The organism is Faecalibacterium sp. BIOML-A1 (assembly GCF_009679715.1).
GTDB classification, from domain to species: domain Bacteria; phylum Bacillota; class Clostridia; order Oscillospirales; family Ruminococcaceae; genus Faecalibacterium; species Faecalibacterium taiwanense.
Window position 1 is genome coordinate 58650 of sequence record NZ_WKZJ01000012.1, and the last position, 25672, is coordinate 84321.

At 57.4% G+C, this 25672-nt stretch carries 21 protein-coding genes; 18 read left to right on the forward strand and 3 right to left on the reverse strand.

The annotated features are described in order from the left end of the window. Positions 1-249: 249 nt before the first annotated feature. Both ilvD and GKG36_RS12135 read left to right on the forward strand, forming a co-directional pair. Positions 250-2037: a dihydroxy-acid dehydratase gene (ilvD, locus tag GKG36_RS12130; RefSeq protein ID WP_005939089.1), complete on the forward strand. Its 1788-nt coding sequence runs from the start codon at positions 250-252 to the stop codon at positions 2035-2037. A 207-nt stretch (positions 2038-2244) separates the two neighbouring features. Further along, positions 2245-3600: a gluconate:H+ symporter gene (locus GKG36_RS12135; RefSeq protein ID WP_120120980.1), complete on the forward strand. Its 1356-nt coding sequence runs from the start codon at positions 2245-2247 to the stop codon at positions 3598-3600. 128 nt (positions 3601-3728) lie between these two features. On the opposite strand, the gene GKG36_RS12140 is transcribed toward GKG36_RS12135, so the two are convergent. Next, complete coding sequence (locus GKG36_RS12140) at positions 3729-4622, reverse strand: LysR family transcriptional regulator (protein ID WP_154260956.1); 894 nt, start codon at positions 4620-4622, stop codon at positions 3729-3731. Positions 4623-4831: 209 nt separating this feature from the next. Here GKG36_RS12140 and GKG36_RS12145 point away from each other — a divergent pair, with 209 nt between their 5' ends. The 12 genes from GKG36_RS12145 to GKG36_RS12200 all read left to right on the forward strand — a co-directional run bounded on the left by GKG36_RS12145 (position 4832) and on the right by GKG36_RS12200 (position 19468). Then, on the forward strand, positions 4832-6052 hold the full coding sequence (locus tag GKG36_RS12145) for a dicarboxylate/amino acid:cation symporter (RefSeq protein WP_154260958.1): 1221 nt from the start codon (positions 4832-4834) through the stop codon (positions 6050-6052). Positions 6053-6091: 39 nt separating this feature from the next. Continuing rightward, the gene (sdaAB, locus tag GKG36_RS12150) at positions 6092-6760 is read left to right on the forward strand and encodes an L-serine ammonia-lyase, iron-sulfur-dependent subunit beta (protein ID WP_005936832.1); all 669 of its coding nucleotides are present in this window, start codon (positions 6092-6094) and stop codon (positions 6758-6760) included. Positions 6761-6779: 19 nt separating this feature from the next. Next, positions 6780-7655, forward strand: a complete 876-nt coding sequence (gene sdaAA / locus GKG36_RS12155; RefSeq protein WP_154260993.1) for an L-serine ammonia-lyase, iron-sulfur-dependent, subunit alpha — start codon at positions 6780-6782, stop codon at positions 7653-7655. A 231-nt stretch (positions 7656-7886) separates the two neighbouring features. Next, entirely contained in the window at positions 7887-8615 is a 729-nt protein-coding gene (gene nagB / locus GKG36_RS12160; RefSeq protein ID WP_005936840.1) for a glucosamine-6-phosphate deaminase, read from the forward strand. A gap of 122 nt (positions 8616-8737) precedes the next feature. Then, positions 8738-10504 carry a tyrosine-protein phosphatase gene (locus GKG36_RS12165; protein ID WP_154260960.1) on the forward strand — a complete coding sequence of 589 codons (1767 nt, stop codon included), beginning with the start codon at positions 8738-8740 and terminating at the stop codon, positions 10502-10504. A gap of 381 nt (positions 10505-10885) precedes the next feature. Continuing rightward, a complete protein-coding gene (gene rny / locus GKG36_RS12170; protein ID WP_097774149.1) occupies positions 10886-12460 on the forward strand; it encodes a ribonuclease Y in 1575 nt (524 codons plus the stop codon). Positions 12461-12573: 113 nt separating this feature from the next. Further along, entirely contained in the window at positions 12574-13092 is a 519-nt protein-coding gene (locus tag GKG36_RS12175) for a hypothetical protein (RefSeq protein ID WP_154260963.1), read from the forward strand. A 430-nt stretch (positions 13093-13522) separates the two neighbouring features. Beyond that, the gene (locus tag GKG36_RS12180; RefSeq protein WP_154260966.1) at positions 13523-15220 is read left to right on the forward strand and encodes a peptide ABC transporter substrate-binding protein; all 1698 of its coding nucleotides are present in this window, start codon (positions 13523-13525) and stop codon (positions 15218-15220) included. A 163-nt stretch (positions 15221-15383) separates the two neighbouring features. Beyond that, positions 15384-16319, forward strand: coding sequence for an ABC transporter permease (locus tag GKG36_RS12185; RefSeq protein ID WP_005936865.1), 936 nt, complete (start codon positions 15384-15386; stop codon positions 16317-16319). A gap of 1 nt (position 16320) precedes the next feature. Next, positions 16321-17424 (forward strand): ABC transporter permease, encoded by a 1104-nt coding sequence (locus GKG36_RS12190; protein WP_097780984.1) that lies wholly within the window; start codon positions 16321-16323, stop codon positions 17422-17424. A gap of 13 nt (positions 17425-17437) precedes the next feature. After that, the gene (locus GKG36_RS12195) at positions 17438-18535 is read left to right on the forward strand and encodes an ABC transporter ATP-binding protein (protein ID WP_005936870.1); all 1098 of its coding nucleotides are present in this window, start codon (positions 17438-17440) and stop codon (positions 18533-18535) included. Further along, complete coding sequence (locus GKG36_RS12200; RefSeq protein WP_005936872.1) at positions 18536-19468, forward strand: ATP-binding cassette domain-containing protein; 933 nt, start codon at positions 18536-18538, stop codon at positions 19466-19468. It abuts the gene before it with no gap. A gap of 88 nt (positions 19469-19556) precedes the next feature. Here GKG36_RS12200 and GKG36_RS12205 read toward each other — a convergent pair whose 3' ends face one another. After that, the gene (locus GKG36_RS12205) at positions 19557-20531 is read right to left on the reverse strand and encodes a glycosyltransferase (RefSeq protein ID WP_154256387.1); all 975 of its coding nucleotides are present in this window, start codon (positions 20529-20531) and stop codon (positions 19557-19559) included. A 703-nt stretch (positions 20532-21234) separates the two neighbouring features. Next, entirely contained in the window at positions 21235-22104 is an 870-nt protein-coding gene (locus GKG36_RS12210) for a patatin family protein (RefSeq protein WP_242960011.1), read from the reverse strand. A 226-nt stretch (positions 22105-22330) separates the two neighbouring features. On the opposite strand from GKG36_RS12210, the gene GKG36_RS12215 reads away from it, so the two are divergent. From GKG36_RS12215 to GKG36_RS12230, 4 genes are all read left to right on the forward strand, one after another. Continuing rightward, a complete protein-coding gene (locus GKG36_RS12215) occupies positions 22331-22477 on the forward strand; it encodes a hypothetical protein (RefSeq protein WP_242702980.1) in 147 nt (48 codons plus the stop codon). A gap of 400 nt (positions 22478-22877) precedes the next feature. Continuing rightward, entirely contained in the window at positions 22878-23744 is an 867-nt protein-coding gene (locus GKG36_RS12220) for a DUF6017 domain-containing protein (protein WP_154260969.1), read from the forward strand. A gap of 4 nt (positions 23745-23748) precedes the next feature. Beyond that, a complete protein-coding gene (locus GKG36_RS12225; RefSeq protein ID WP_173012972.1) occupies positions 23749-24576 on the forward strand; it encodes a ParA family protein in 828 nt (275 codons plus the stop codon). Then, a complete protein-coding gene (locus GKG36_RS12230; RefSeq protein WP_154252773.1) occupies positions 24533-25465 on the forward strand; it encodes a ParB/RepB/Spo0J family partition protein in 933 nt (310 codons plus the stop codon). The genes GKG36_RS12225 and GKG36_RS12230 overlap by 44 nt, the downstream gene beginning before the upstream one ends. The last annotated feature ends 207 nt before the right edge of the window (positions 25466-25672 follow it).

The following is a 25672-nucleotide window of genomic DNA, read 5'->3' on the forward strand; positions in this document are numbered from 1 at the left end:
TGAAGTTGTCTGATGACTTTTTAAGACGAATGACACAGAAAAGTCGGAAAACTGGTTAGATTATATGATGTATCCAAGATTTCAGAGCAATGTGCACGAAAAACTGGGCTGGTTATTGTTATAAAGTGGGTTCTGACTGCGACAACTTGCAAACAAGGCGGGATTCGATTAAAATGAATATGTAAGATGTCCGACAGTCAAAAAGGACGATTTGCAAAGCAGAAAAAAGAGTATTTTGGAGGTACGATCATGGAACTGCGTTCTCAGGCAGTGCGTAAACTGGCACCGGAAAACGATCCGCTGAAGATCGGCATGGGCTGGAAGGTGGACGACCTTGCAAAGCCCCAGATCATGGTGGAGAGCACCTTTGGCGACAGCCACCCCGGCAGCGCCCATCTGGATCAGTTCGTGAAGGAGGCTGTACAGGCAGTCAACACCCACGGCGGCAAGGCTGCACGCTATTTTGCAACCGATATGTGCGACGGTATCGCACAGGGCCACGACGGCATCAACTACTCGCTGCCCCACCGTGACGCCATCGTGAATCTGGTGGAAGCTCAGGCCAACGCCACCGTGTACGACGGCGGCGTGTTCATCGCCAGCTGCGACAAGTCCATGCCCGCCATGCTGATGAGCATTGGCCGCCTGAAGGATATGAGCGCCATCGTGGTCACCGGCGGCGTGATGGAAGCCCACACCCTGCCCAAGAAGTACGTGGTCAACGACCCCGCCTGCGCCATCAACGACCTGCTGACGCTGGAACAGATTGGCAAGTTCGACGCATGGGAAAAGACGGGCGTCATCCCCAACGAGCAGCTGGACTACTACAAGCACAACGCCTGCCCCAGCTGCGGTGCCTGCTCCTTTATGGGCACCGCTTCTACCATGCAGATTATGGCCGAGGCATTGGGCCTGATGCTGCCGGGCACCGCCCTGATGCCGGCCACCGCCCCGGAGCTGAAGCAGGCTGCCTATGATGCCGGCGTTCAGGTGATGAAGCTGGTGGCCGAGGGCATCAAGGCCAAGGACATCGTTACCATGAAGAGCTTTGAAAACGCCATCATGGTGCACGCCGCCATCTCCGGCTCCACCAATGCCACCATGCATCTGCCCGCCATTGCACACGAGTTCGGCTTTGAGATCGATGCCGACACCTTTGACCGGATGCACCGCGGCGCACACTATCTGCTGAACATCCGTCCCTCCGGCGACTGGCCCGCACAGTACTTCTACTATGCAGGCGGCGTGCCCCGCGTGATGGAAGAGATCAAGTCCATGCTGCATCTGGACGTGATGACTGTCACCGGCAAGACGCTGGGCGAAAACCTGGAAGACCTGAAGAAGAACGGCTTCTACGAGCACTGCGACGAGATCCTGCAGGAAAAGACCAAGGGTCTGGGCATCAAAGTCACCCGCGAGGACATCATCCACAGCTTTGACAACGCCAAGGGCACCGACGGCAGCATCGCTATCCTGAAGGGCAATCTGGCCCCGGAGGGCAGTGTCATCAAGCACACCGCCTGCCCCAAGAACATGTTCCACGCCACCCTGCGCGCAAAGCCCTTTGACAGCGAGGAAGAGTGCATCAGCGCCGTTCTGAACAAGCAGGTCCAGCCCGGAGATGCCATCTTCATCCGTTACGAAGGCCCCCGCGGCAGCGGCATGCCCGAGATGTTCTACACCGGCGAGGCCATCTGCGCCGACCCGAAGCTGGCTTCCAGCGTGGCGCTCATCACCGACGGCCGCTTCTCCGGCGCAAGCCGCGGCCCGGTCATCGGCCATGTCAGCCCGGAGGCCGCTGTGGGCGGCCCCATCGCTCTGGTGGAAGAGGGCGATCTCATCCGCATCGATGTGCCGAACCGCCAGCTTGCCATCGTGGGCGTGAACGGTGAGGAAAAGACCCCCGAAGAGATGGAGGCCATCCTTGCCCAGCGCCGTGCCAACTGGAAGCCCAAGGCTCCCAAGTACACCAAGGGCCTGCTGAAGCTCTACTCTCAGCACGCCGTCAGCCCCATGAAGGGTGCATATATGGAGTAAAAACGCTTCGTTTACGATAAAAACCAAAAACAAAAATCAACTGTTCAGCGTTGTTTTGCTGAACGGTCTGGATAAAGCTACGCCAAAAACAAAAAAGCGGATATTGCTTCGTCTATAAAAACCATCGAAATCCGGTGTCCGTCTGCGGGGACGGCGCTGAAATAAGACCCAAAGCACACAAAACATCAAAAAATGGAGGAAACGTTTATGACAGCTGTTGCAACCCCGGACGCCGCACGGCTCGTGTTCGCCGCGGTGGCGGGCCTGATCCTTTTGCTCATCCTTATCATCAAGTTCAAAGTCCACGCCATGATCTCCATCCTGATCGGTGCGGTGGGCATCGGCCTGATGGCCGGTATGCCCCTGTCTGACATCATCGGCTCGGTCAACGAAGGTATCGGCAACACCTTAAAGGGCATCGCTCTTCTGGTGGGCCTTGGCTCCATGTTCGGTGCCATTCTGGAAGAATCCGGCGGCGCACAGACGCTGGCCGTGACCATGGTGCGCAGGTTCGGCGACGAAAAAGCCGCATGGGCGCTGGGTATCACAGGTCTGGTGGTGGCCATGCCGGTGTTCTTTGATGCCGGTCTGATCATCCTGATCCCGCTGGCCTTCTCTCTGGCAAAGCGCACCAAGCGCTCGGTCCTGTACTATGTCATCCCTCTGCTGGCCGGTCTGGCTGTCGGCCACGCCTTCATCCCTCCCACGCCGGGCCCCGTTCTGGTGGCCAGCATGCTGGGCGTTGATCTGGGCTGGGTCATCCTCATCGGCATCTTCTGCGGCATCTTCGCCATGATCGCTGCCGGTCCCATCTGGGGCTCCATCTGCGGCAAGAAGTATATGATCGAGGTGCCCGAGCACGTTGCACAGCAGGCAGACATCGACGAGAGCAAGCTGCCCAAGTTCGGCACCATTGTGGGCATCATCCTGATCCCGCTGGTCCTCATCATTGCAAACTCTGTGGCAAAAGTGGTGCCCGCTCTGGCTGGCATCCAGCCCGTTCTGGCCTTCCTCGGTGAGCCCTTCATGGCTCTGCTGCTGGCTACCATCGCTGCTATGTATCTGCTGGGCACCCGTCACGGCTATAACAATGCCCAGCTGGAAAAGATCATGACCAAGTCCCTTGAGCCCACCGGCATGATCCTGCTGGTCACTGCCTGCGGCGGCGTGCTGCGCTACATGCTGCAGAACTCCGGTCTGGGCGACGTCATCGGCAACGCCGTGGCAAACGCCAGCCTGCCGCTGGTTCTGGTGGCCTTCATCGTGGCTGCTCTGGTGCGCATCTCCGTTGGTTCCTCTACCGTGGCTATGACCATGGCAGCAGGCATCATCTCCGCCATGCCCGGCATCAGCGAACTCAGCCCGCTGTATCTGGCCTGCGTCACCGCTGCCATCGCCGGCGGCTCCACCGTGTGCTCCCACTTTAACGACTCCGGCTTCTGGCTGGTGAAGAGCCTTGTGGGCATGGACGAAAAGACCACCCTCAAGACCTGGACCATCATGGAAACTCTGGTTGGCGGTGTGGGCTTCCTGGTAGCACTCATCATCTCCTTCTTTGCTTAATCATCCTCATCTGCGGGGCTGTGCCTGTACACAGTCTGCGCAATGCTTTGCAAATTCCTGCAATCTCCTCAGCACAGCAGACCCCCGGGCGGTTTACCGTCCGGGGGTCTGCTGCTTTCTGCTGCACCTTACAAAAGAGGTAGGTCCGGCCCGGAGGCCAGCTGGATGAAGGCGTCCATTTCCCGGGTGCAGCATTTATCCTTGTGGTAGAACATCTGGCGGTACATGGTCAGCCGGAAGTCTGACACCTCCAGAATGCGCAGATCTCCTCTGGACGCAGGCTCGGCCACAGCGAAGCGCGGCAGCAGGGAAATGCCGGAGGAGCGCTCCAGCATCTTGATGATAAAGGAGGTATCGCTGATCTCAAGGCTGGGGATCAGCTCGATCTGGCGGGAAGCCAGAAACCGGTCAAAGGTGCGGCGGTAGTTGGCGTTGCGTTCGGTGAGGAAGAAGGGCTTGTCCAGAAGCTCTGCTACCCGGTACGGGCCGGGGTGGCCGAGGTCGATGTCCGGGGAAGCCACGAACACCACCTCCTCCGGGATCTCGTTGCATTTGTGCCAGCTGTTGGAGTAGCGGGGCTCGTCCAGAATGCAGATGAGGTCCACCTCGCCGCGCTCCATCTTTTCGATCAGCTCTTCCGGGGAGCCGGTAGTGACCCGAAGGCTGACTTTGGGGTGTTCCACCCGGAACTGATGCATCAGGCCGGGCAGACGGAAAAAGCAGAGGGATTCCAGCGTGCCGATGTGCAGGCAGCCCTCCAGCTCGGCATCCTCGCTCAGGGCGCGGCGGGCGTTGTGGATGGTATCCAGAATGCTGTTGGCGTATTCCAGAAAGCACTGACCCTGTGCGGTCAGGATCACCCGCTTGCCCATGCGGTCGAACAGGCGCACACCCAGCTCTTCTTCCAGCGCTTTGATCTGCACGGTAACGGCAGACTGGGAATAGCCCAGACTTTCCGCTGCCTTGGAAAAGCTCTGGAACTGGGCGGCACGGATCAGGGTGTTCAGCTGGCGCACTTCCATGGCGAAGCTCCTTTGCTATTAAGATTTTTAAACCATAACTTTAGTTTTATGAATTTGAATCATGCATATGTCTATGTTAAACTAAATGTGTCAACACGTCAAGTGAAAATTTGACGTTTCGTGAAAGGCTGGCCGTGCGGGCTGCGGCGGAGAGAGCGCTGTCAGGTGCCGCACAAAGGTCAGAATAGGAAAAGGAGGATTTTATTCTTATGGAAAAGAAAAAATTCAAGCTCGGACTGCTGCCGAAGCTGCTCATCGCCATCGTGCTGGGCATCATCATCGGCCAGTTCTTCCCGGTGTGGTTCTGCCGGGTCGTCGTCACGGCATCCAGCATCTTCAGCTCGTTCCTGAAGTTCATCATCCCGCTGATGATCGTGGCCTACGTCACCATGGGCATTGCCGACCTGAAGAGCGGCGCAGGCAAGCTGCTGCTCATCACGGTGGCTCTGGCCTACGGCTCCACCCTGATCGCAGGCTCGGCATCCTATCTGGTGTCTGCAAGCCTGTTCCCCAGCTTCATGAGCGAAGGCGCTCTGGAACAGATCGCCGCCACGGCTGACAACTCTCTGGCCAGCTACATCTCCATCTCCATCCCTCCGCTGCTGGACACCCTGTCTGCCGTGGTGCTGGCCTTCGTGCTGGGCCTGTGCCTGTCCACCTTGCGCGGCAAGACCATCGGTGATACACTTTATAATGGCATGAAGGACTTCTCCGGCATCATCGATCAGGTGCTGCACAGCGTCATCATCCCGCTGCTGCCCCTGTACGTCTGCGGTACCTTCATCGACATGACCAAGTCCGGCAAGACCTACGCCATTCTGGGCATCCTGTGGAAGGTGTTCCTGGTGGTCATCATCATGCATCTGGTCTGCATCTTCCTGCAGTTCTGCGTTGCAGGCGCTGTGAGCCACAAGAGCCCCTTCAAGATGATCCGCAACCAGATCCCCGGCTACACCACCGCTCTGGGCACTCAGTCCTCTGCAGCCACCATCCCGGTCAACCTGCAGTGCGCTGCGGCTGATGGCGTGAGCGAGCAGATCCGCAACTTCGTGGTGCCTCTGTGCGCCAACATCCACATGGCAGGCTCCATGATCACCATTACCGCCTGCGCAACTGCCGTCTGCCTGATGAACCAGCTGCCCATCAGCCTTGCTACCGTGGTGCCCTTCATCATGACGCTGGGCGTTGCCATGGTGGCTTCTCCCGGTGCTCCCGGCGGCTCCATCATGACCGCTCTGCCCTTCCTGTACATGATCTTTGGCGCTGAGGCCGGTGACCCCAATGGCCCCATCTGCGCCATCATGGTGGCTCTGTACATCACTCAGGATTCCTTCGGCACTGCCTGCAACGTCTCCGGCGACAACGCCATCGGCGTGATCGTGGAGACCATCTACCAGAAGTTCATCAACAAGAGCAGCGCAAGCGTCTGATGCGCGGCGCGGTTCTTGACCTGACAGGAGTGACACCCCATGGCATTTATCAGTGTTTTTGATGTTCTGGGCCCGAACATGATCGGCCCCTCCAGCTCCCACACCGCAGGCGCGGAGATCATCGCCTTTCTGGCACAGAAGATGATCGCCCCGCCGCTGAAGCGGGCGGACTTTACCCTCTACGGCTCCTTTGCCAAGACCTACCACGGCCACGGTACCGACCGTGCCCTGCTGGGCGGCATCATGGGCTTTTCGGCCGATGATACCCGCATCCGGGATTCCTTTGCCATTGCCACCGACCGCGGCCTTGGCTACAGCTTCACCCCCAATGAGGTGGAGACCGACATCCACCCCAACACGGTGGATATCCGCATGGAGAATGCGGCCGGTCAGGTGATGACCGTGCGCGGTGAATCGCTTGGCGGCGGCAAGGTGCGCATTGTGCGGATCAACGGCGTGGAGGTGGACTTTACCGGCGAGTACAATGCTCTCATCGTGGTGCAGAAGGACAAGCCCGGCGTGGTGGCCCACATCACCAAGATCCTCAGCGACCGCAGCGTGAACATCGCGTTCATGCGTCTGTTCCGCGAGGAAAAGGGGCACACGGCTTACACCATCGTGGAGTCGGATGAGCGCCTGCCCGAGGGTGTGGATCAGCTGCTGCTGGCAAACCCGAACATCAACGATGTAATGGTCGTGCAGCCGTAAGGAGGGACGAGCGATGAACATGGATTTCAAGTCCGCCAAGGATCTGCTGGACCTGTGTGAGGAAAACCAACTGCCCATTTCGGAAGTGATGCGCCAGCGGGAATGCCTGCTGGGCGAAACGCCCCGGGATGCTGTGGATCACCGCATGGCAAAGGCATGGGAGATCATGCACGCTTCTGCCACCCAGCCGCTGAAAAAGCCCATCAAATCCATGGGCGGCCTGATCGGCGGCGAGGCCAAAAAGCTGGAGACACATTATAATAAGAAGAAAAACATCTGCGGCGATGTGCTGCAGAAGGCCATGACCTACGCCATGGCCGTGCTGGAAGTGAACGCTTCCATGGGCCTGATCGTGGCTGCACCCACTGCAGGCTCTGCAGGCGTGGTGCCGGGCATGATGCTGGCCCTGCAGGAGTGCTACCGCATCTCCGACCAGCGCATCGTGGATGCCCTGTTCAACGCCGGTGCCGTGGGCTATCTTGCCATGCGCAACGCCACCGTGGCCGGTGCCGTGGGCGGCTGTCAGGCCGAGGTGGGCATTGCGTCTGCCATGGCTGCTTCTGCCGCCGTGGAGCTGATGGGCGGCAACCCGCAGCAGTGTCTGGATGCAGCTTCCACCGTGCTGATGAACATGCTGGGCCTTGTGTGCGACCCCGTAGGCGGGCTGGTGGAGTACCCCTGCCAGAACCGCAACGCTGCCGGTGTGGCCAACGCCCTCATTGCAGCAGAACTGTCCCTGAGCGGCATCCGCCAGCTGATCCCCTTCGACCAGATGCTGGACGCCATGTACGCCGTGGGCAAGCGCCTGCCCGCCGAGCTGCGCGAGACCGCCCTTGGCGGCTGTGCCGCCACCCCCGCCGCCTGTGCCGCCTGCGGCCTGTGCAGCGGGAACTGATCTTTCAACATGCAGCGCCGCCGGTGTGGAAACGCTCGGCGGCGTTTTTGCGCGTTCGTGACCGGAAATGCCGGCCCAAACGGCGGGGCTTTGCATCTTTTTGTGCAAACACACCGAAAAGATGGCCGGGATGACTGGCGCTTGTCTGCGAAATGTGATAAACTAAACGCAGAAGTACTCTGCGCAGCCCGTGCAGAGCGGCAAAAAAGATGATAAGTGAGGTCGTTTGTAATGAAGATCATTCGTGCAAAAGATTATGCGGATATGTCCCGCAAGGCAGCCAATATCATTTCGGCACAGGTCATTATGAAGCCCAACTGCGTGCTGGGTCTGGCGACCGGCGGCACCCCCGTGGGCGCGTATGCACAGCTGGTGGACTGGTACAACAAGGGCGACATCGATTTTTCTGAGGTGACCACCGTCAATCTGGACGAGTACCGCGGCCTGCCCAAGGAGCACCCGGAAAGCTACTGGAGCTTCATGCACCGCAACCTGTTCGACAAGGTGAACATCGACCCTGCAAAGATCAACCTGCCGGACGGCACCAACCCCGATGCAGAGGATGCCTGCGCAAAGTACAACCAGATCATCCACGCTGTGGGTGGTATCGACCTGCAGCTGCTGGGCATCGGCCACGACGGCCACATCGGCTTCAATGAGCCGGGCGAAGCCTTTGAGCTGGAGACCCACTGTGTGAACCTGACCGCCGAGACCATTGAGGCAAACAAGCGCTTCTTTGACGGCAATGTGGATCTGGTGCCCAAGCAGGCTTATACCATGGGCATCAAGACTATCATGCAGGCACGCAAGGTGCTCATGGTGGCAAACGGCGCAGGCAAGGCCGAGATCGTCAAGAAGGCATTCTTCGGTCCCGTCACTCCGGAGGTGCCCGCAAGCATCCTGCAGATGCATCCGGACTTCACGCTGGTGGGCGACGAGGAAGCTCTGAGCCTGATCTGATCGTTCCACGCTCTGACTGCCGCACGGTGCAATGCCGTGCGGCAGTTTTTTGCTGCCAACGGCTTTACAATCGCGTAAAAAGGCGGTATTCTTTATACGATACTTTTCTCAGGGAGGAAACCATGGATATCCGCCAGCTGCACTACTTTCTGGTATTGTGCGATGAAATGAATTACAGCCGCGCGGCACAGCGGCTGTTTTTGTCACGGCAGGCACTGCGGCAGAGCATCTCTGCACTGGAAGCCGAGCTGTGCGGGCCGCTGTTCCTCAGCGCCCACCACAAGCTCACCCTTACCGACCGCGGCATGAGCCTGCAGCGCCATGCCGCGCCGGTAGTGGAGCAGTTCCAGCAGATGCAGGCATCCCTGCGGGCCGAGATCCAGTCGGCGCAGCCGGTGCGCATCGGCATCAGCGTGTCGCTGGTGCCGGACTACCTGCCCGGATTGGAGACCCAGCTAGACAAGTTCCGCCAGCAGTATCCCCATGTGGAGATGCGCTTCCGCATGATGGACAACGATGCGGTGGCGGACGATGTGGAGCAGGGGGAGCTGGACGCGGGTCTGGTCATCGATCTGGGCTGCGCTGCGCCGGTACTGGCCCGCACCACCCTGCGGGCAGACCCTGCCTGCCTGCTGGTGCCTCGGGGGCACGCGTTCTGGGATAAGGAGAGCATCCCGCTGGCAGAGCTGCGCGGTCAGCGGGTGCTGCTGCCCAGCTTGCGGCAGGATCTGTTCAGCCCGCTGTGGTCGGCCTGCGCCCGGTTGGGCTTTGCGCCGAATGCGGAGATCGGCCCCAGCTTTTATCAGGCCTATTATCTTGTGCAGGAGCAGCTTTGCACCTGTCTGACCCGCTATGAACCGGGAGCCAGACGGGAACTGGACCGTGTGCGGGATGTGCTGCTGGAAGATCTGCCCCCGCTGTGCGTCTCACTGGTGCAGCGGCGGGATCATTCCTCTGCCTACATCGACCTGCTGCGCAGCTACCTGATGGAGGTGCTGGGCGGTTCGGCCAGCCTGCCGCCCCGCCGCGGACGGCCCGCAAAGCCGTTCTACAATTTCCCGGTGCTGTCCAGCGCTGCGGCAAAGGCTGCACCGGCCCACCCGGTGCCCGGCACCCAGCTGGATTTTGCCGGCGGCACCAACTTCCGGGAGCTGGGCGGTTACGAAGCCGACGAGGGCAAGCATATCAAGTGGGGCCAGATCTGGCGCGGCATCCCTACCTGCAAGCTCACCGGTGAAGCCGACCGCGCGAAGCTGGACGCGCTGGGCCTGCGCCTGATTCTTGATCTGCGCAGCAGCGGGGAAGTGCAGAAAGAACCGGACTACGTACCGGACGGTGCACGTCTGGTGCAGATCTGCGGCCTGTGCGCCGAGGACGGCCACGAGATCTCCTTTGCGCCGGATGATATCGCCACCCTGATGAAGGGCTATGAAGAAAGCGCCGACGGCAGCACCTTCGTGCAGGCTATGTACGAGCGGATGCTGTTTGGCAACAAGGCGTTCAAGGAGCTGTTCCGTGCGCTGGAAGCAGGCGAGACCCCCATCCTGTTCCACTGCTCGGCCGGCAAGGACCGCACCGGCGTGGCGGCCATGCTCATTCTGCTGGCACTGGGCGCTTCGGATGAGACGATCTGTGCGGACTATGAGCGCACGAACCTCTGCCGCAAGGCTGAGATCGACGCAGTGCTGGCGGAGCACGCCGAAGAGATCGCGGCAAACCCGGCCTGCCGGATGCGCTATTACCGCAAGGCGGGCGTGGACCCGGCAGCCGCACCCTTTGTGCTGCGCACCATCCGCGCAAAATACGGCAGCGCCGAGAACTATCTGGAAGCCGAATACGGCCTGACCCCTGCGCGCCTGATGCGGCTGCGCAGGATGTATCTGGAATAAACGGGAACGGGGACGGCATCCGGTGCGGATACTGTCCCTGTTTTCTGCACAAAATGTTCTGCGGGGCAGGGTTTTCCTCTTGACAAGCGGGCAATTGTTTCGTACTATAATTAGTAGTATGGAATAAAAGACGCTGTGTGCAGGTCGTTCCCGTGACCCGTGTCCCTTACAGGCAGAGCCTGCCTGTTTTTATATAAGATAGAACTGTAGATAGAAAAGCTTGCAGCCTGTTCGTGCGGCATTGGCCGTGCGTGTGGTCTTGTTGCCACTTTTTGCATTGAAAGCTCACTTATAAAAAATGTTTGCAGCCTACACCTGCCCTACAGCGTCTCCTGCTTATGATTCAGAATTTTGAATTTTAACAAAGGAGAGTGAAATGCGATGTCCACGATCATCTGGATCGTGATCTTGATCGTCGCGCTTGCTGCGGGCATCGGTGCAGGCTATTTTATTGGTTACAACAACCGTAAAAAGACCGCCGAAGCTCAGATCGGCAGCGCGGAAGCCGAGGCCACCCGTCTGGTGAACGAAGCGATCAAGACCGCAGAACAGAAACGCAAGGAAGCGGTTCTGGAAGCAAAGGACGAGGCCTTCAAGCTGAAGGCCGAGGTGGATGCCCAGAAGGCAGAAGCCGATAAGGAGATCAAACAGCGCCGTGCGGAGATCAGCCGTCAGGAGAACCGCATCGACCAGAAGGAAACCGCCCTCGACCGCAAGACCGAGGTACTGGAAAAGAAGGAAGAGGAGCTGAAAAAGCGCGCCGCTGAGGCCGAGGAGCGTCTGGCCGAGATCGAGGCCCTGCGCGCCAAGGAGATGGAGCGTCTGGAAACGCTGGCCGGTCTGAGTCAGGAGGACGCCCGCGAAGTGCTGCTGCACAAGGTGGACGAGGAGCTGACCCACGAAAAGGCCGTGCGCGTTGCCGCCTACGAGACCGACCTGAAGGAAAACTGCGACAACATCGCACGCAACCTGATCGGTCAGGCCGTCAGCCGCTGCGCTGCCGACCACTGCAGCGAGACCACCGTCAGCGTGGTGCCGCTGCCCAGCGACGAAATGAAGGGCCGCATCATCGGCCGCGAGGGCCGCAACATCCGCGCTCTGGAGACCGCGACCGGCGTGGACCTGATCATCGACGATACCCCGGAGGCCATCACCCTGTCCTCCTTCGACCAGACCCGCCGCGAGGTGGCCCGCATGACGCTGGAACGCCTGATCGGTGATGGCCGCATCCACCCCGCCCGCATCGAGGAGACGGTGGAAAAGTGCCGCCACGAGCTGGAGCTGCAGATGAAGCGCGAGGGCGAGCGTGCCGTGATGGAGCTGGGCATCCATGGCCTGCACCCGGACCTGATCAAGCTGATCGGCCGGTTGAAGTACCGCACCAGCTTTGGCCAGAACGCCCTGACCCACAGCATGGAGGTGGCATGGGTGGCCGGCCTGCTGGCAGGCGAGATGGGTGTGAACGTGACCATGGCACGCCGTGCCGGTCTGCTGCATGATATCGGCAAGGCACTGGACCACGAGATCGAGGGCAGCCATGTGCAGATCGGTGTGGATATCTGCCGCAAGTACAAGGAAAACACCCAGATCATCCATGCCATTGAGGCTCACCACGGCGATGTGGAGCCCAAGACACCGCTGGCCTTCATCATTCAGGCTGCCGATGCCATCAGCGCTGCACGCCCGGGTGCCCGCCGCGAGAACGTGGAAAGCTACGTCAAGCGTCTGGAAAATCTGGAGGAGATCTCTTCCAGCTTTGAGGGTGTGGAGCAGGCCTTTGCCGTGCAGGCAGGCCGCGAAGTGCGCATCATGGTCAAGCCCGATGTCATCAGCGACGATCAGGTGATCCTGCTGGCACGCTCCATTGCCAAGAAGATCGAGGACACGCTGGATTACCCCGGCCAGATCAAGGTCAATGTGATCCGCGAGAGCCGCGCTGTGGAGTACGCAAAATAAAGTTTTGCCCAAAAAGCTGCCGTGCAGATGCACAGCAGCTTTTTTTCTGCTTGTAATCCGGCGGCAAAAAAGGTATCATGGAGAAAAACAGACCGAAAGGGGAGAACCACTATATGAAACATGCAAGAAAATGGCTGGCTTGCCTGCTGGCGGGTGCACTGGCACTGGCGGTGCTGACCGGATGCAGTGCACTGATGGGCGGCACGGTGCAGAAGGATACAGAACAGGCCAAGGCCCTGATGAAAGAGGTAGACCCCAGCCTGACCTATAATACCGATCTGGAAGATGCAGCCAGCCGTCTGGCAGACTGGCTGGTGGAGGACTCTACCCAGCTGACCACCCAGTCCGGCCTGCTGACACGCAAGGTGCCCATGACCACCGGCTCCGGTGCCATGCTGGATACGAATGTGTACGATTTTATCGATCATTCCACCAGCTTTCTGTTCCTGCCCAGAGGCGTGGTGATCGGCCTTGCAATGAACAACGAATGGGGCTTTACCGGCTACCTGTATGCTCCGCCGCTGAGCGAGGCGGGCAGCGCACTGCGCAGCTATGCGGCAGGCTGCAAACAGATGGGCGCGGTGTTCATTGAATACGGCGGCGAGACTTACGTAGTGGCTATGTTTGCCTAAAAACCGAAAAAACGGTGTTTCCCTGCTGAGAACGGTGCGTTTTCAGCAGGGATTTTTTGTGTCTGGTATGTGCACAAAAAACAGGCTGAAAGTACGACTTATGCACAAAAAATGAAAATACGCAGGTGAAATCTCTTCATCTGTTTCCCCGAAAAACACAAAAAACTCATGTTTTCGCGAAACTGTATTTCGAGCAACTACAGTATATCTTCAAAACTGCACAAAAACAAAAACAAAATTTTTGCTGACCATTGGTCAAAGCACAGAAAAACAGCCGGAAGCCTTTCCTTTTCAGGCGGAACAGCGTATAATGCGGATATCGCACAAAGGTGTGCAGCGCTCCAGAGAAGGAGCAAAAAGCCTTTGTGCATTTTTCACCATTCAATGCTTTACCTCAATAAAGCATTGAGGTAAGAGAGAGGGAAAAAATATGAAATTCGATCGTCGTATTTCTCGCCGCAGCTTCCTGGCTGCTGCAGGCGTATCGGCTGCTGCACTGGCTCTGACTGCCTGCGGCGGCTCTTCCAGCACCGCTGCTTCCGGCTCCACCGCTGCTTCTGGTGCAGCCGCCTCTGCTGAGGGCGGTGTGCTGAACGTCATGCTGGAGACCGAAGTCCAGTCTCTGGACCCCCAGCTGGCTACCGACGGCACCTCCTTTGAGGTCATCGCCAACTACACCGACGGCCTGATGCAGATGGATGCGAACGGTGCAGCCGTGGAGGCTCTGGCAGAGAGCTATGAGCTGAGCGAGGACGGCAAGACCTACACCTTCCACCTGAAGGATGCAAAGTGGTCCAATGGCGATGCCGTTACCGCAGCAGACTTCGTGTTTGGCTGGCAGCGTGCTGTTGACCCCGCAAACGCTTCCGAGTATGCCTACATGCTGAGCGATATCGGTCAGGTGGTCAACGCCGCCGAGATCATTGCAGGCAGCAAGCCCGTCACCGATCTGGGCATCACCGCAGTGGACGACAAGACCCTGAAGGTGGAGCTGAACGTTCCGGTCAGCTACTTCCTGAGCCTGATGTACTTCCCCACCTTCTACCCCATGAACCAGAAGTTCTTTGAGAGCTGCGGCGATACCTACGGCACCAGCGCAGACACCGTGCTGTCCAACGGTGCATTCGTGATGACCAGCTATGAGCCGGCCGCCACCGCTTTTGAGCTGGTGAAGAACGCCGACTATTACGATGCTGACCGCATTGCTCTGGACGGCCTGAACTATCAGGTCATCAAGGACAGCCAGCAGGCTCTGATGAGCTATCAGAACGGCGATCTGGATATCACCCTGCTGAACGGCGAGCAGGTCGAGCAGGTCAAGGACGACCCCGAGTTCACCAGCGTGGGTGCTGGCTACCTGTGGTACATCAGCCCCAACATGGACGCTGTGCCGGAGCTGGCAAACCTGAACCTGCGCCGTGCCATCACCTTTGCACTGGATCGTGATTCCATCACCAATGACGTGCTGAAGGACGGCTCTTCTCCCGCCTACACCGCAGTGCCCGCACAGTTCGCCACCGGCCCGGATGGCAGCGATTTCAGCGCCGACCAGACCAAGTTTGCAGAGTTCTGCGCATACGATCCCGACAAGGCTGCAGAGTACTACGAGCAGGCCAAGGCTGAGCTGGGCAAGGATTCCTTCTCCTTCACCATGGTCGTCGATGCCGACGATGCTCCTCAGAAGGTCGCTCAGGTCGTTCAGGAGCAGCTGCAGACCACTCTGCCCGGCTTTACTCTGGAGCTGAAGGTAGAGCCCAAGAAGCAGCGCGTGCAGGATATGCAGGACGGCAACTTTGAGATCGGCCTGACCCGCTGGGGCCCCGACTACGCCGATCCCATGACCTATCTGGGCATGTGGGTCACCGGCAACTCCAACAACTACGGTCTGTGGAGCGATGCTGACTACGATGCCATCATCGCAGAGTGCACCACCGGTGATCTGTGCACCGATCCCGAGGGCCGCTGGGAAGCCATGTATGACGCTGAGTCCATCGTGCTGGAGCAGGCCGCCATCTTCCCGCTGTATGGTCAGTGCAACGCCGAGATGATCTCTTCTGCCGTGACCGGCGTGGACTTCCACCCGGTTGCTCTGAACCGCGTCTACAAGGACGCAAAGAAGAGCGTCTGATCCTGATCGAGAACTGAAATGCCGCACAGTGGCAGCGAAAATGCCGCTGTGCGACTTTTTGGCTTTTGCACTGTCCGCGTGCAGCGCACGGCTGACCGCGGCAGGCGGGAGCAGTTCTGCCCCGTGCGGGGCGGAGAAGAAACTTTAAGGGGGTCTACCCAACGTGAAAAAATACACGCTCAAGCGTATCATTACTTCGTTGTTTACGCTGCTGGCCATCCTGCTGGTGTTGTTCATCCTCATGCAGCTGATGCCCGGTTCGCCCTTCAACGATGAAAAGCTGACGCCGGAAATGCGCGCATCCCTGTACGCAAAGTACGGTCTGGATCAGCCCATCTATGTACAGTTCTTCCGCTATGTGACCAACATGCTGCGCGGTGACTTCGGCGTAAGCTACAATATCTCCAAGAACACGCCCATCTCCCAGCTGATCCAGTCCCGTCTGCCCATTTCCATCCGTGTGGGCGGCATGGCTGTCACACTGGGTGCCATCGTGGGCCTTGTGCTCGGCATCATTGCAGCCCTCAAGCGGGACACCATCTTCGACACTCTGGCCACCATTATCTCGGTCATCGGCGTGTCGGTGCCGTCTTACGTGATCGCACTGGCCCTGAGCTATACCTTTGGCTTCAAGCTCAAGTGGTTCCCCATGCTGTTCTCCGCAAAGGATGTGTTCGGCTCCAGTGTGCTGCCCAGCATCTCGCTGTCCATGTTCACCATGGCTTCCATTGCCCGCTTTACCCGCAGTGAAATGATCGAAGTTCTGGACTCCGATTATATGCTGCTGGCCGAGAGCAAGGGCATTTCCGGCCCGGCGCTGATCTTCCGCCACGCGCTGCGCAACGCGCTGATCCCCATTATCACCGTGCTGGCCCCGCTGATCGTGGACCTGATGACCGGCTCGCTGGTGGTGGAGAAGATCTTCGCCATTCCCGGTGTGGGCAGCCTGCTGGTGACGGCCATCCAGTCCAACGACTACAATGTGGTCATCAGCCTGAGCTTCATCTACAGTGCCATGTACATTGGCATCATGCTGGTCGTTGACCTGCTGTACGGCATCATCGACCCGCGCATCCGCTTGGCAAAGGGGGACGACTGATATGGCAGAAAAAGCGATTCACCTGGGCGGCGAAGCCACGGCTGATGCCATTGTCAGCGCTGTGGATACCATGTATTCCGAGCATACCTTCAACGAGAAGGACTTTGCGCTCAAGCATAACGACGCAGAGATCGCAATGGACTCGAACTTTGCCGCACAGAGCTTCTGGAAGGATGTGCGGGTGCGCTTCTTCCGCAAAAAGAGCGCGGTGCTCGGCCTGATCCTCGTTGTCTTTATCGTGCTGCTGGCGGCATTTGGCCCCGGCATGAACGAGTATACCTACTCCGGTCAGGAGCTGAGCCAGAAAAACTTTGCGCCCCGCGTGCAGGTGCTGGAGAACTTCGGCATCTTCAACGGTGACGAGAAAATGAGCACCACCACCGGTTCCAAGACAGTGAATGCCTATGTGGAAAAGGGCAAGGAGGATGTCTACTACTGGTTCGGCAGCGACACCTATGGCCGCGATATCTGGACCCGTACCTGGGAGGGTGCCCGCGTGTCCCTGATCATCGCGGTTGCCGCCGCCATCATCGATATGGTCATCGGCATGAGCTACGGCCTGATCTCCGGCTACTTTGGCGGCAAGGTGGATATGATGATGCAGCGTTTCCTGGAAGTTGCCAACGGCATCCCCCGTCTGGTGATCGTCACGCTGCTTCTGCTGGTGCTCAAGCCCGGCATGATCACCATTATCTTTGCTCTGATGCTCACCGAGTGGGTGGGCATGAGCCGCATTGCCCGCGCTGAGATGCTCAAGCTGAAGGATCAGGAGTTCGTGCTGGCTTCCCGCACGCTGGGCGCAGGCAGCTTCTTCATCATCTTCAAGGAAGTGCTGCCCAACATCATCGGACCCATCATCACGCAGGTCATGTTCAGCATCCCCACCGCCATCTTCACCGAGGCATTCCTGTCCTTTGTGGGTCTGGGCATCCCGGTGCCGCAGTGCTCGCTGGGTTCTCTGATCAGCGAGCTGTACAACAGCTTCACCACCCATCCTTATCAGATCATCCCGCCGATGGTGGTCATGAGCCTGCTGATGATGAGCTTCAACCTCGTGGCCGACGGCCTGCGCGAGGCGCTGGACCCCAAGATGAAGAGTATGTAAGGAGGAACACCCCATGCCTGAAAAGAAAAAAGAACAGGTCTTGTCGGTGCGAGACCTTGATATCACCTTTAAGACCACCGCAGGCCCGGTGCACGCCATCCGCGGCGTGAACATCGACCTGTACAAGGGCGAAACGGTGGCGCTGGTGGGCGAATCTGGCTCCGGCAAGTCCGTTACCATGAAGGCCGCCATGGGCATTCTGGCACAGAACGCCATTGTGAACAGCGGTTCCATCCAGTTCAGCTACCATCACGCCGACGGCAGCCCCGAGACGGTGGATCTGCTGCAGAAGGACAAAAAGTGGATCCGCCGCCACATCAACGGCAAGCGCATCGCCATGGTGTTCCAGGACCCCATGACAAGCCTTGACCCCACCATGCCCATCGGCAAGCAGATCATGGAGGGCATGCTGTGGCACTACAAGATGCCCAAGGATGCCGCCTACAAAAAGGCTGTGCAGCTGCTGGAAGAGGTGGGCATCACCGATGCCGAAAAGCGCATGAAGAGCTACCCGCACCAGCTGTCCGGCGGTATGCGCCAGCGCGTGGTCATTGCCATTGCACTGGCCTGCGACCCCGACCTGCTGATCTGTGACGAGCCCACCACGGCACTGGATGTGACCATTCAGGCCAAGATCCTGGAGCTGATCCGCAGCATCCAGCGTGAGCGCGGCATCTCGGTCATTTACATCACCCATGATCTGGGCGTTGTGGCAAAGGTGGCCGATTATGTGGACGTGATGTACGCAGGCAAGATCGTGGAGACCGGCACCATCGACGAGATCTTCTACGAGCCGCGCCACCCCTACACGTGGGGCCTGCTTTCCGCCATGCCCGATCTGGACACCGCAGACGACCGTCTGTACACCATTCCGGGTTCGCCGCCGAACCTGCTGCATGAGAAGCAGGGCGATGCCTTTGCGCCGCGCAACCACTTTGCCCTGAACATCGACGACGAAGTGGACCCGCCCATGTTCAAGATCAGCGACACCCACTATGCAGCTACATGGCTGCTGGACCCCCGCGCACCCAAGGTGGACATGCCGCCTGAGCTTGCTCAGCGCATTGCCCGCATGCGTGCCGAGGCAGAAAAGATCAAGGAGGCGGAATAAATGGCAGGACAGAATGCTGCTCCGCTGCTGAAGGTCGAGGGCCTGAAGCAGTATTTCCGCGTGAGCAAGAGCTATACCGTCAAGGCTGTGGACAATGTCAGCTTTGAGATCTATCCCGGCGAGACCTATGGTCTGGTGGGCGAGTCCGGTTCCGGCAAGTCCACCATCGGCCGCAGCGTCATCCGCCTGTATGACCCCACTGCCGGCAAGATCACCTTTGATGGGCATGATATCAGCGGCAGGCTGAGCCGCGTGCAGAACGATACGCTGCGCACCCAGATGCAGATGATCTTTCAGGACCCCATGGCGTCCCTGAACCCCCGCAAGAAGGTGGAGGATATCATCGGCGAGGGTCTGGACATCCACCACATGTACAAGACCCGCGAAGAGCGCCGCGAAAAGGTGGAGAAAATTCTGGCCAAGGTGGGCCTTGCGCCCGAACATGCCGAGCGCTATCCCCACCAGTTCTCTGGCGGCCAGCGCCAGCGCGTGGGCATTGCCCGCGCCCTCATTATGAACCCCAAGCTCATCATCGCAGATGAGTGCATCTCGGCGCTGGACGTGTCCATTCAGGCGCAGGTGGTCAACCTGATGAAGGATATCCAGCAGGAGACCGGCACGGCCTACCTGTTCATTGCGCATGACCTTTCCATGGTCAAGTACATCTCGGACCGCATCGGAGTGCTGCATCTGGGCCACCTGCTGGAGACGGGTACGACCGAAGAGATCTTCGAGAATCCCATCCACCCCTACACCCGCAGCCTGCTGTCGGCCATCCCGCTGCCGAACCCGGTGGTGGAAAAACGCCGCGTGGCTGAGACCTACGACTACGCCACTTCCGGCATCGATTACAACAAGGGCACCGATCACCATGTGAGCGGCAGCCACTATGTCAAGTGCACCGACGAAGAGTTTGCAAAATGGTGTAAATGATAGTAAACAAAGAAGGAGCGTTCCCGCGTGGAAACGCTCCTTCTTTGTTTTATTATAATTACGCAGAAAGGAATGGAATGCAGGAGATTCAGCAGTTATCGTAGCGGGCAAGGTTGCGGTTGCGGCGTTCGATAAAGTAGTACAGGGCTTTGCTCCGGCTGAAAAAGGCAAAGCGCATTTTATTGTAGAAGGACAAAATGGAACGGCTCTTTTGGTAGGCATGGCGGATGAGCTGATCCGATTCAGGGTCTAAGGCAGAACGATAGAGGATCGGGTAATCATTCAGGGCCATATCCACAAAATAGGCATCGTTTTCCAGCATGTCGGGGTACCGCTTTTCAAGAAACAGATAACGCTCTGTGACCATCGCAAGCCTGTCCTGAAAGAACTTTATACAGTCTGTATGGAGAGTGCTGCCATCGCGCTGATAATAGTAATACAGGGGTTCGTCCGAGTACACGATCTGCCCTGCGTCGAACAGGATCTTGTATGCAATGCCAAGATCTTCCATAACGCGACCGACCGGAAACCGGATGGTGTCAAACAGTTCCCGTTTGCATAATTTATTCCATGCATAACATGCGTAGGTATCCTCCGTAAAAAGCTCCCGGATGGCATCAGCACCTTGAAAGAGCGTAACGTTTCGGGAAGAAAGCGGAGCAGGGACCTCCGGCGCGTCAGCATAGACGAGTTTCCAATGGACGGCAGAAATATCAGTGTGGTACTCATGGAGCAGATCATAAAGGGTCTCGATGAAATTTTCTGCAATGTAATCATCGCTGTCAACAAAGGAGATGTACGCACCGGATGCCGCATCCAGTCCCACATTCCGGGCATCGGATAGGCCACCGTTTTTCTTATGGATGACCCTGATGCGTGCGTCCCGCTGTGCCCATGCATCACAGAGTGCAGGGCAGTTATCGGGAGAACCATCATCGACCAGGATCACCTCAAGGTTCGGATATGTCTGGGCCAGAATGCTGGCGACACACCGGTCCAAATAGGGCTCTACTTTATATACCGGAACAATGACGGACACGAGTTCGTTATTTGTATTCTGCATGATATCCTCCTCCAAGCTGGTTTAATCATATCATGGGAGCAGGGATTCCGCAATGAGAACTTTATAAGTTTTGAGTTCAAGTCCTGGCTGGCCCTCAGAACGGCATCCGACACCATTTGACATTCCTATGCGCTGGGACCCGCAGGCTAAGTAAAGCCCCACCGGGGCTTTACTTGCGTCGCTTCGCGTCGCCGCCTTGTTCAAGTCCTGACTGGCAACAAAAAAGAGCACCCCGATGGGTGCTCTTTTTTGTTATGGGCCAGCCAGGACTTGAACCCGGGACCAAGCGGTTATGAGAACGTCGCTAATTTTGAAATCCCGTTTTTCTTGTGAAATTTTATGGCTATTTGATAATTCCATAAAAGTGCCTTTGTGTACTTTGACGTAACTTTTGGTATCTTTTTGTCTCTAAAACGGCTCTTTGTAGGTGAAAATTTTCACCTACGAAACTCGACACTTACTGTTACCATTTTGGCTTTACATGGCTCACTTTCTAAAATTGAAGGTGAGCTTTTTCTTTTGCAGAAATCGGGAAGGAGGTTTTCTACTCCTCTGCTGCGGACCCCCTCTATCTGTCCGCAGCAGAACAACAAAATGCAAAAAGCCCAGAGCGATACCGCTCCAGGCTCCGTTGTCTGTATGTACACATCATCTTATAATGTCCGGGGCGGATATTGTCAAGGGAAGTGAACGGGGTTCATCTCTAGGTGCCCACCGATTCATCTTGTTTGGTGTTTTGCATCCACCGCACCAGCGCTTCGGCGTCCTGTTTGCCTTTGGCGTACATTTTTTCAAGGCAGGCGCGGTTCTTGGTCAGGGTGGACATTCCCTCGGTGCTGTCCGGGGCGATGATGCAGACAAGGCCCTGTCGCTCCAGCTCCCGCGCCCGCTGGACAGCCGTGTTGTACCGCCATGCCCGGCGGCGCAGCCCCTCGGCTGCAGCGGGGTAATGCGACTGCAGCAGGTGTGCCAGATGCTTGTCCCGGGCATCACTACTCACCAGCCCGATGGGCTTGGTCAGGATGAGAGCCACCCGGTCGCAGCCGTGGGCAAAGGCCCATTCCAGCGGGACGGGGTCGGCCAGGCCGCCATCAAAATAAGGCACGCCGTCGATGACGCAGGGCTGGTCGATGACCGGGATGCAGCAGGACGCCATGAGGACGCGGTAGTCGTCCGGGTGGAGGTCTGCCTTGGTGAAATACTGCGCCTCGCCGTTCTGTGCATTAGCGGCCACCACGCAGAGCTCTGCCGGGCTGCGGGCAAGCGCCGCGTAATCCAGCGGATTCTCGCCGCCTGCATTGCTGAGGGTGCCGTAGACATAGCCCAGATCGAGATAGGAGTGCTTGCGGATGAGGTTGTGCACGCTCATGTACTCCCTGCGGAAGGAGTATTCATCGTAAAAGGGCTTGTTCCGCCCATGCTGGCCTGCCAGATAGGACGTCATATTGGCGCTGCCCGCCGAAACGCCGATGCAGAGATCGAAGCGGAGGTCCTCCTCCAGGCAGCGGTCCAGCACGCCAGCGCCGTAAATGCCCCGCAGGCCGCCACCCACATCGATGACACCGTATTTCATGATCTGTTCCTCCATCGTTTAATTCCATTTCCCTCCCAGTATAACGGGACGGCGGGAAATACTCATTGAGCAAACGGCGGGATCTGATGCAATTTGCGGCAGAAAGCAGGATCTGCCGCAATGGGGGCAAACAAAAACGGCCAGCGTATCATGTGCTCTGTGATATGTACCCCTAATCGAAAAAATCCATCCGCATATGTTCCGGCACGCCTTCGTCAGCATTCTGTTGTCTAATCCCAATATCGGTGTGGCAACGGTGGCCGCAGAAGCCGGACGCGCTCAGCCCAGCACGACCCTTGCAATCTACACGCAGGTCTACGACAGACGACGTGATGAGATTCGGAAACAGATGAGCAAAGAATTGTACAAGTAAAGCGCCTATTCATGCAAAAAGAAAAGCACGAGAGCAAAATCTCGTGCTTTTTTGGTGGGCCAGCCAGGACTTGAACCCGGGACCAAGCGGTTATGAGAACGTCGCTAATTTTGAAATCCCGTTTTTCTTGTGAAATCTTGTGACTATCTGATAATTCTATGAAAGTGCCTTTGTGTACTTTGACGTAACTTTTGGTGTCTTTTAGTCTCTAAAACGGCTCTTTGTACCCAGAACCGTACCCAAGAATTTTTGGGTACGAAACTCGACACTTACTGTTACCGTTTTGCTTTTACATAGCTCACTTTCAAAATTGAAGGTGAGCTTTTTCTTTTGCAGAAATCAGGGAGGAGGTTTTCCACATGAACAAGCACTCACAGTTGAAAATCCGAGGACACACCAAATGACGCTGGACTACTTCTATGGTCAGTCGGGCGAGTTGTTCTCCTACTTCCGCATCCCCAAGGCACTGTTCCAAGACCACCGCTTCCGGCAGCTCTCCACCGATGCCCGGACGCTGTACGGCATTCTGCTGGACCGCATGAGCCTGTCCGCAAAGAACGGCTGGCTGGACGAGCGGGGGCGAGTGTATATCATTTACACCGTCCGGGAAGTGCAGGAATCTCTCTGCTGCGCCGAACACAAGGCGGTCAAGCTGTTCCGGGAACTGGAGGACTTCGACCTCATCGAGCGCAAACGCCGTGGTCTGGGCAGACCCAGCCTGATCTACGTCAAGGACTTTTCCTCCGGCTTGCCAAAAGCGCAAGTACAGAATTGCCCAAACGGCAATTCAGGCGCTGCCGAAAGCGCAACTCTGGAACAGCCAAAACCGCAAGCAAATAAGACTGATAAGAATAAAACAGAGTGGAACGATCCTGACCCTATCTGTTCCGGGGGCATCCGGGAGCAGCTTGAGGATTATTTTTATCAGGCATTGGAGGTAGACCTCCTGCTTCGGCTCTGCCCGGATGATGAGGATACTATCTACCAGATCGTAGACCTGCTTGTGGATACCTGTTCCACCAAACGCAAGATGTTGCGGATCGCCGGAGATGACAAACCTGCCGAGGTGGTACGCAGTCGGCTGAAAAAGCTGAACGCTGACCACATCCGTTTTGTGCTGGATTCTCTGGCAGAAAACACCGCCCCGGTGCGGAACATGAAGCAGTATCTGCTGGCGATGCTCTACAATGCGCCCACCACCATGAACCTCTACTATCAGAACAAAACGAACCACGACTTTGCGCGCGGTTCACCGAAAGCGGGGTGATGTTATCGCAAAGAAAGCTACGATTATCGCAGTCACCAATCAAAAAGGTGGTGTGGGGAAAAGCACCACCTGCGAGAACTTAGGCGTCGGGCTGGCAATGGAGGGCAAAAAAGTCCTGTTGGTGGACACTGACCCACAGGGGTCTTTGACCATCAGCATGGGCTGGAAACAGCCGGACGAACTGCCCACCACTCTTTCCACCCTGATGGCAAAAGCCATGAACGACCAGCCCATCCATCCCGGAGAGGGCGTTCTGCACCATGCAGAGGGCGTTGATCTGATTCCGGCAAACATTGAACTGGCTGGACTGGAAGTTGCCCTTGTGAACAGCATGAACCGGGAAAAGATGCTGAAACAGGTGCTGGACAGTGCCAAGCGAGAGTACGATTTTATTCTGCTGGACTGTATGCCCTCGCTGGGGATGCTGACGATCAACGCACTAGCGGCGGCAGACGCTGCCCTGATTCCGGTGCAGGCGCAGTATCTTTCGGCTAAAGGTCTGGAACAGCTTTTGCAGACGGTGCAGAAAGTCCGGCGGCAAATCAACCCGAAGCTGAAAATCGAGGGCATCTTGCTGACCATGACCGACAGCCGCACCAATTATGGAAAGCAGATCAGCAATCTGATCCGGCAGGCATACGGAAAGCACCTGAAGGTGTTTGAACAGACCATCCCTCGCTCCGTCCGTGCAGCAGAAACCAGTGCGGCAGGCAAGAGCATTTTCCAGCATGACCCCAAAGGCAAGGTGGCAGAAGCCTACCAATCTCTTGCAAAGGAGGTGCTGGCAGATGCCGATCGACAGCGGAAACTTAGCTCTGAAAGGGCTAGATGACCTGTTTTCCACCGAGGAAAACCGACAGGAGGAACAACGGGAGCAGGTGCAGCAGATTCCCATCGACGAGCTGCACCCCTTCACCAACCACCCCTTCAAGGTGCTGGACGATGAAGCCATGACCCGGACGGTGGAAAGCATCGCACAGTACGGGGTGCTGGCTCCGCTGATCGCCCGCCCCCGCCCGGACGGTAACGGCTACGAGATCATCTCCGGGCACCGCCGTCAGTATGCAGCTAAACTTGCCGGGCTGGATACCCTGCCGGTCATTGTGCGGCAGATGTCGGACGATGCTGCTGTGATATTGATGGTGGATTCCAACCTTCAGCGTGAACACATCCTGCCCAGTGAACGGGCCTTGGCGTACAAGATGAAACTGGATGCCATGCGAAGAACTAGCGGTAGACCGTCAAAAGAAAATGTGTCCCAAATTGGGACACAAAAACGTTCCGACCAAATCATGGCCGAAGAACTTGGTGAAAGCCGCAATCAAATCCAGCGTTTCATCCGCCTGACAAACCTTGTTCCCGAACTGCTGGACATGGTAGACGAAAAGAAAATTTCCTTTAATCCCGCTGTGGAGCTGTCCTATCTGGACGAAAGCCAACAGCGGGATTTTTTAGAAGCCATGGAGGACACCCAGAATGCACCGTCCCTTTCCCAAGCGCAGCAACTGAAAAAAATGGCACAGCAGGGAGAGTTCAGCTACGAAAAAGCCTTCGATGTGATGGGGCAGGAGAAAAAGAGCGAGAAAGACACCGTGACCATCAAAAACGAGACCCTGCGGAAGTATTTCCCCCGCAGCTACACCCCAAAGCAAATGGAGGAGAAGATCATCCAGCTTTTGGATGCGTGGCAGAAAAAACAGCAGCGCCGCAACGAGCGCTGACCGTAAAGTAAGACCCCATGGGGTCTTTTTTGTTTGCAAAAACTTGGAGACTAACTATTAAAAGTCAAGCCCCAAAATGAAAAAATCCGTCTGCCGACCGCTGCCCCTGACAAACAGCATTCAAATGCCATAATCAATGCAGCGAGGGCGACGGAGAGAATAGCAAAGCAAGCCCGGCCAACCCTCGCAGAAACAGAATAGCATTTG

Bases quoted from the DNA above. Each gene is read 5' to 3' on its own strand.
- GKG36_RS12190 (WP_097780984.1), top strand. From the start codon at position 16,321: ATGGCAGAAAAAGCGATTCACCTGGGCGGCGAAGCCACGGCTGATGCC.
- sdaAA (WP_154260993.1), top strand. From the start codon at position 6,780: ATGGATTTCAAGTCCGCCAAGGATCTGCTGGACCTGTGTGAGGAAAAC.
- GKG36_RS12205 (WP_154256387.1), bottom strand. From the start codon at position 20,531: ATGCAGAATACAAATAACGAACTCGTGTCCGTCATTGTTCCGGTATAT.
- GKG36_RS12175 (WP_154260963.1), top strand. From the start codon at position 12,574: ATGAAACATGCAAGAAAATGGCTGGCTTGCCTGCTGGCGGGTGCACTG.
- GKG36_RS12210 (WP_242960011.1), bottom strand. From the start codon at position 22,104: ATGAAATACGGTGTCATCGATGTGGGTGGCGGCCTGCGGGGCATTTAC.
- rny (WP_097774149.1), top strand. From the start codon at position 10,886: ATGTCCACGATCATCTGGATCGTGATCTTGATCGTCGCGCTTGCTGCG.
- sdaAB (WP_005936832.1), top strand. From the start codon at position 6,092: ATGGCATTTATCAGTGTTTTTGATGTTCTGGGCCCGAACATGATCGGC.
- GKG36_RS12195 (WP_005936870.1), top strand. From the start codon at position 17,438: ATGCCTGAAAAGAAAAAAGAACAGGTCTTGTCGGTGCGAGACCTTGAT.
- GKG36_RS12140 (WP_154260956.1), bottom strand. From the start codon at position 4,622: ATGGAAGTGCGCCAGCTGAACACCCTGATCCGTGCCGCCCAGTTCCAG.
- GKG36_RS12180 (WP_154260966.1), top strand. From the start codon at position 13,523: ATGAAATTCGATCGTCGTATTTCTCGCCGCAGCTTCCTGGCTGCTGCA.
- GKG36_RS12165 (WP_154260960.1), top strand. From the start codon at position 8,738: ATGGATATCCGCCAGCTGCACTACTTTCTGGTATTGTGCGATGAAATG.
- nagB (WP_005936840.1), top strand. From the start codon at position 7,887: ATGAAGATCATTCGTGCAAAAGATTATGCGGATATGTCCCGCAAGGCA.
- GKG36_RS12145 (WP_154260958.1), top strand. From the start codon at position 4,832: ATGGAAAAGAAAAAATTCAAGCTCGGACTGCTGCCGAAGCTGCTCATC.
- GKG36_RS12230 (WP_154252773.1), top strand. From the start codon at position 24,533: ATGCCGATCGACAGCGGAAACTTAGCTCTGAAAGGGCTAGATGACCTG.
- GKG36_RS12200 (WP_005936872.1), top strand. From the start codon at position 18,536: ATGGCAGGACAGAATGCTGCTCCGCTGCTGAAGGTCGAGGGCCTGAAG.
- GKG36_RS12220 (WP_154260969.1), top strand. From the start codon at position 22,878: ATGACGCTGGACTACTTCTATGGTCAGTCGGGCGAGTTGTTCTCCTAC.
- ilvD (WP_005939089.1), top strand. From the start codon at position 250: ATGGAACTGCGTTCTCAGGCAGTGCGTAAACTGGCACCGGAAAACGAT.
- GKG36_RS12135 (WP_120120980.1), top strand. From the start codon at position 2,245: ATGACAGCTGTTGCAACCCCGGACGCCGCACGGCTCGTGTTCGCCGCG.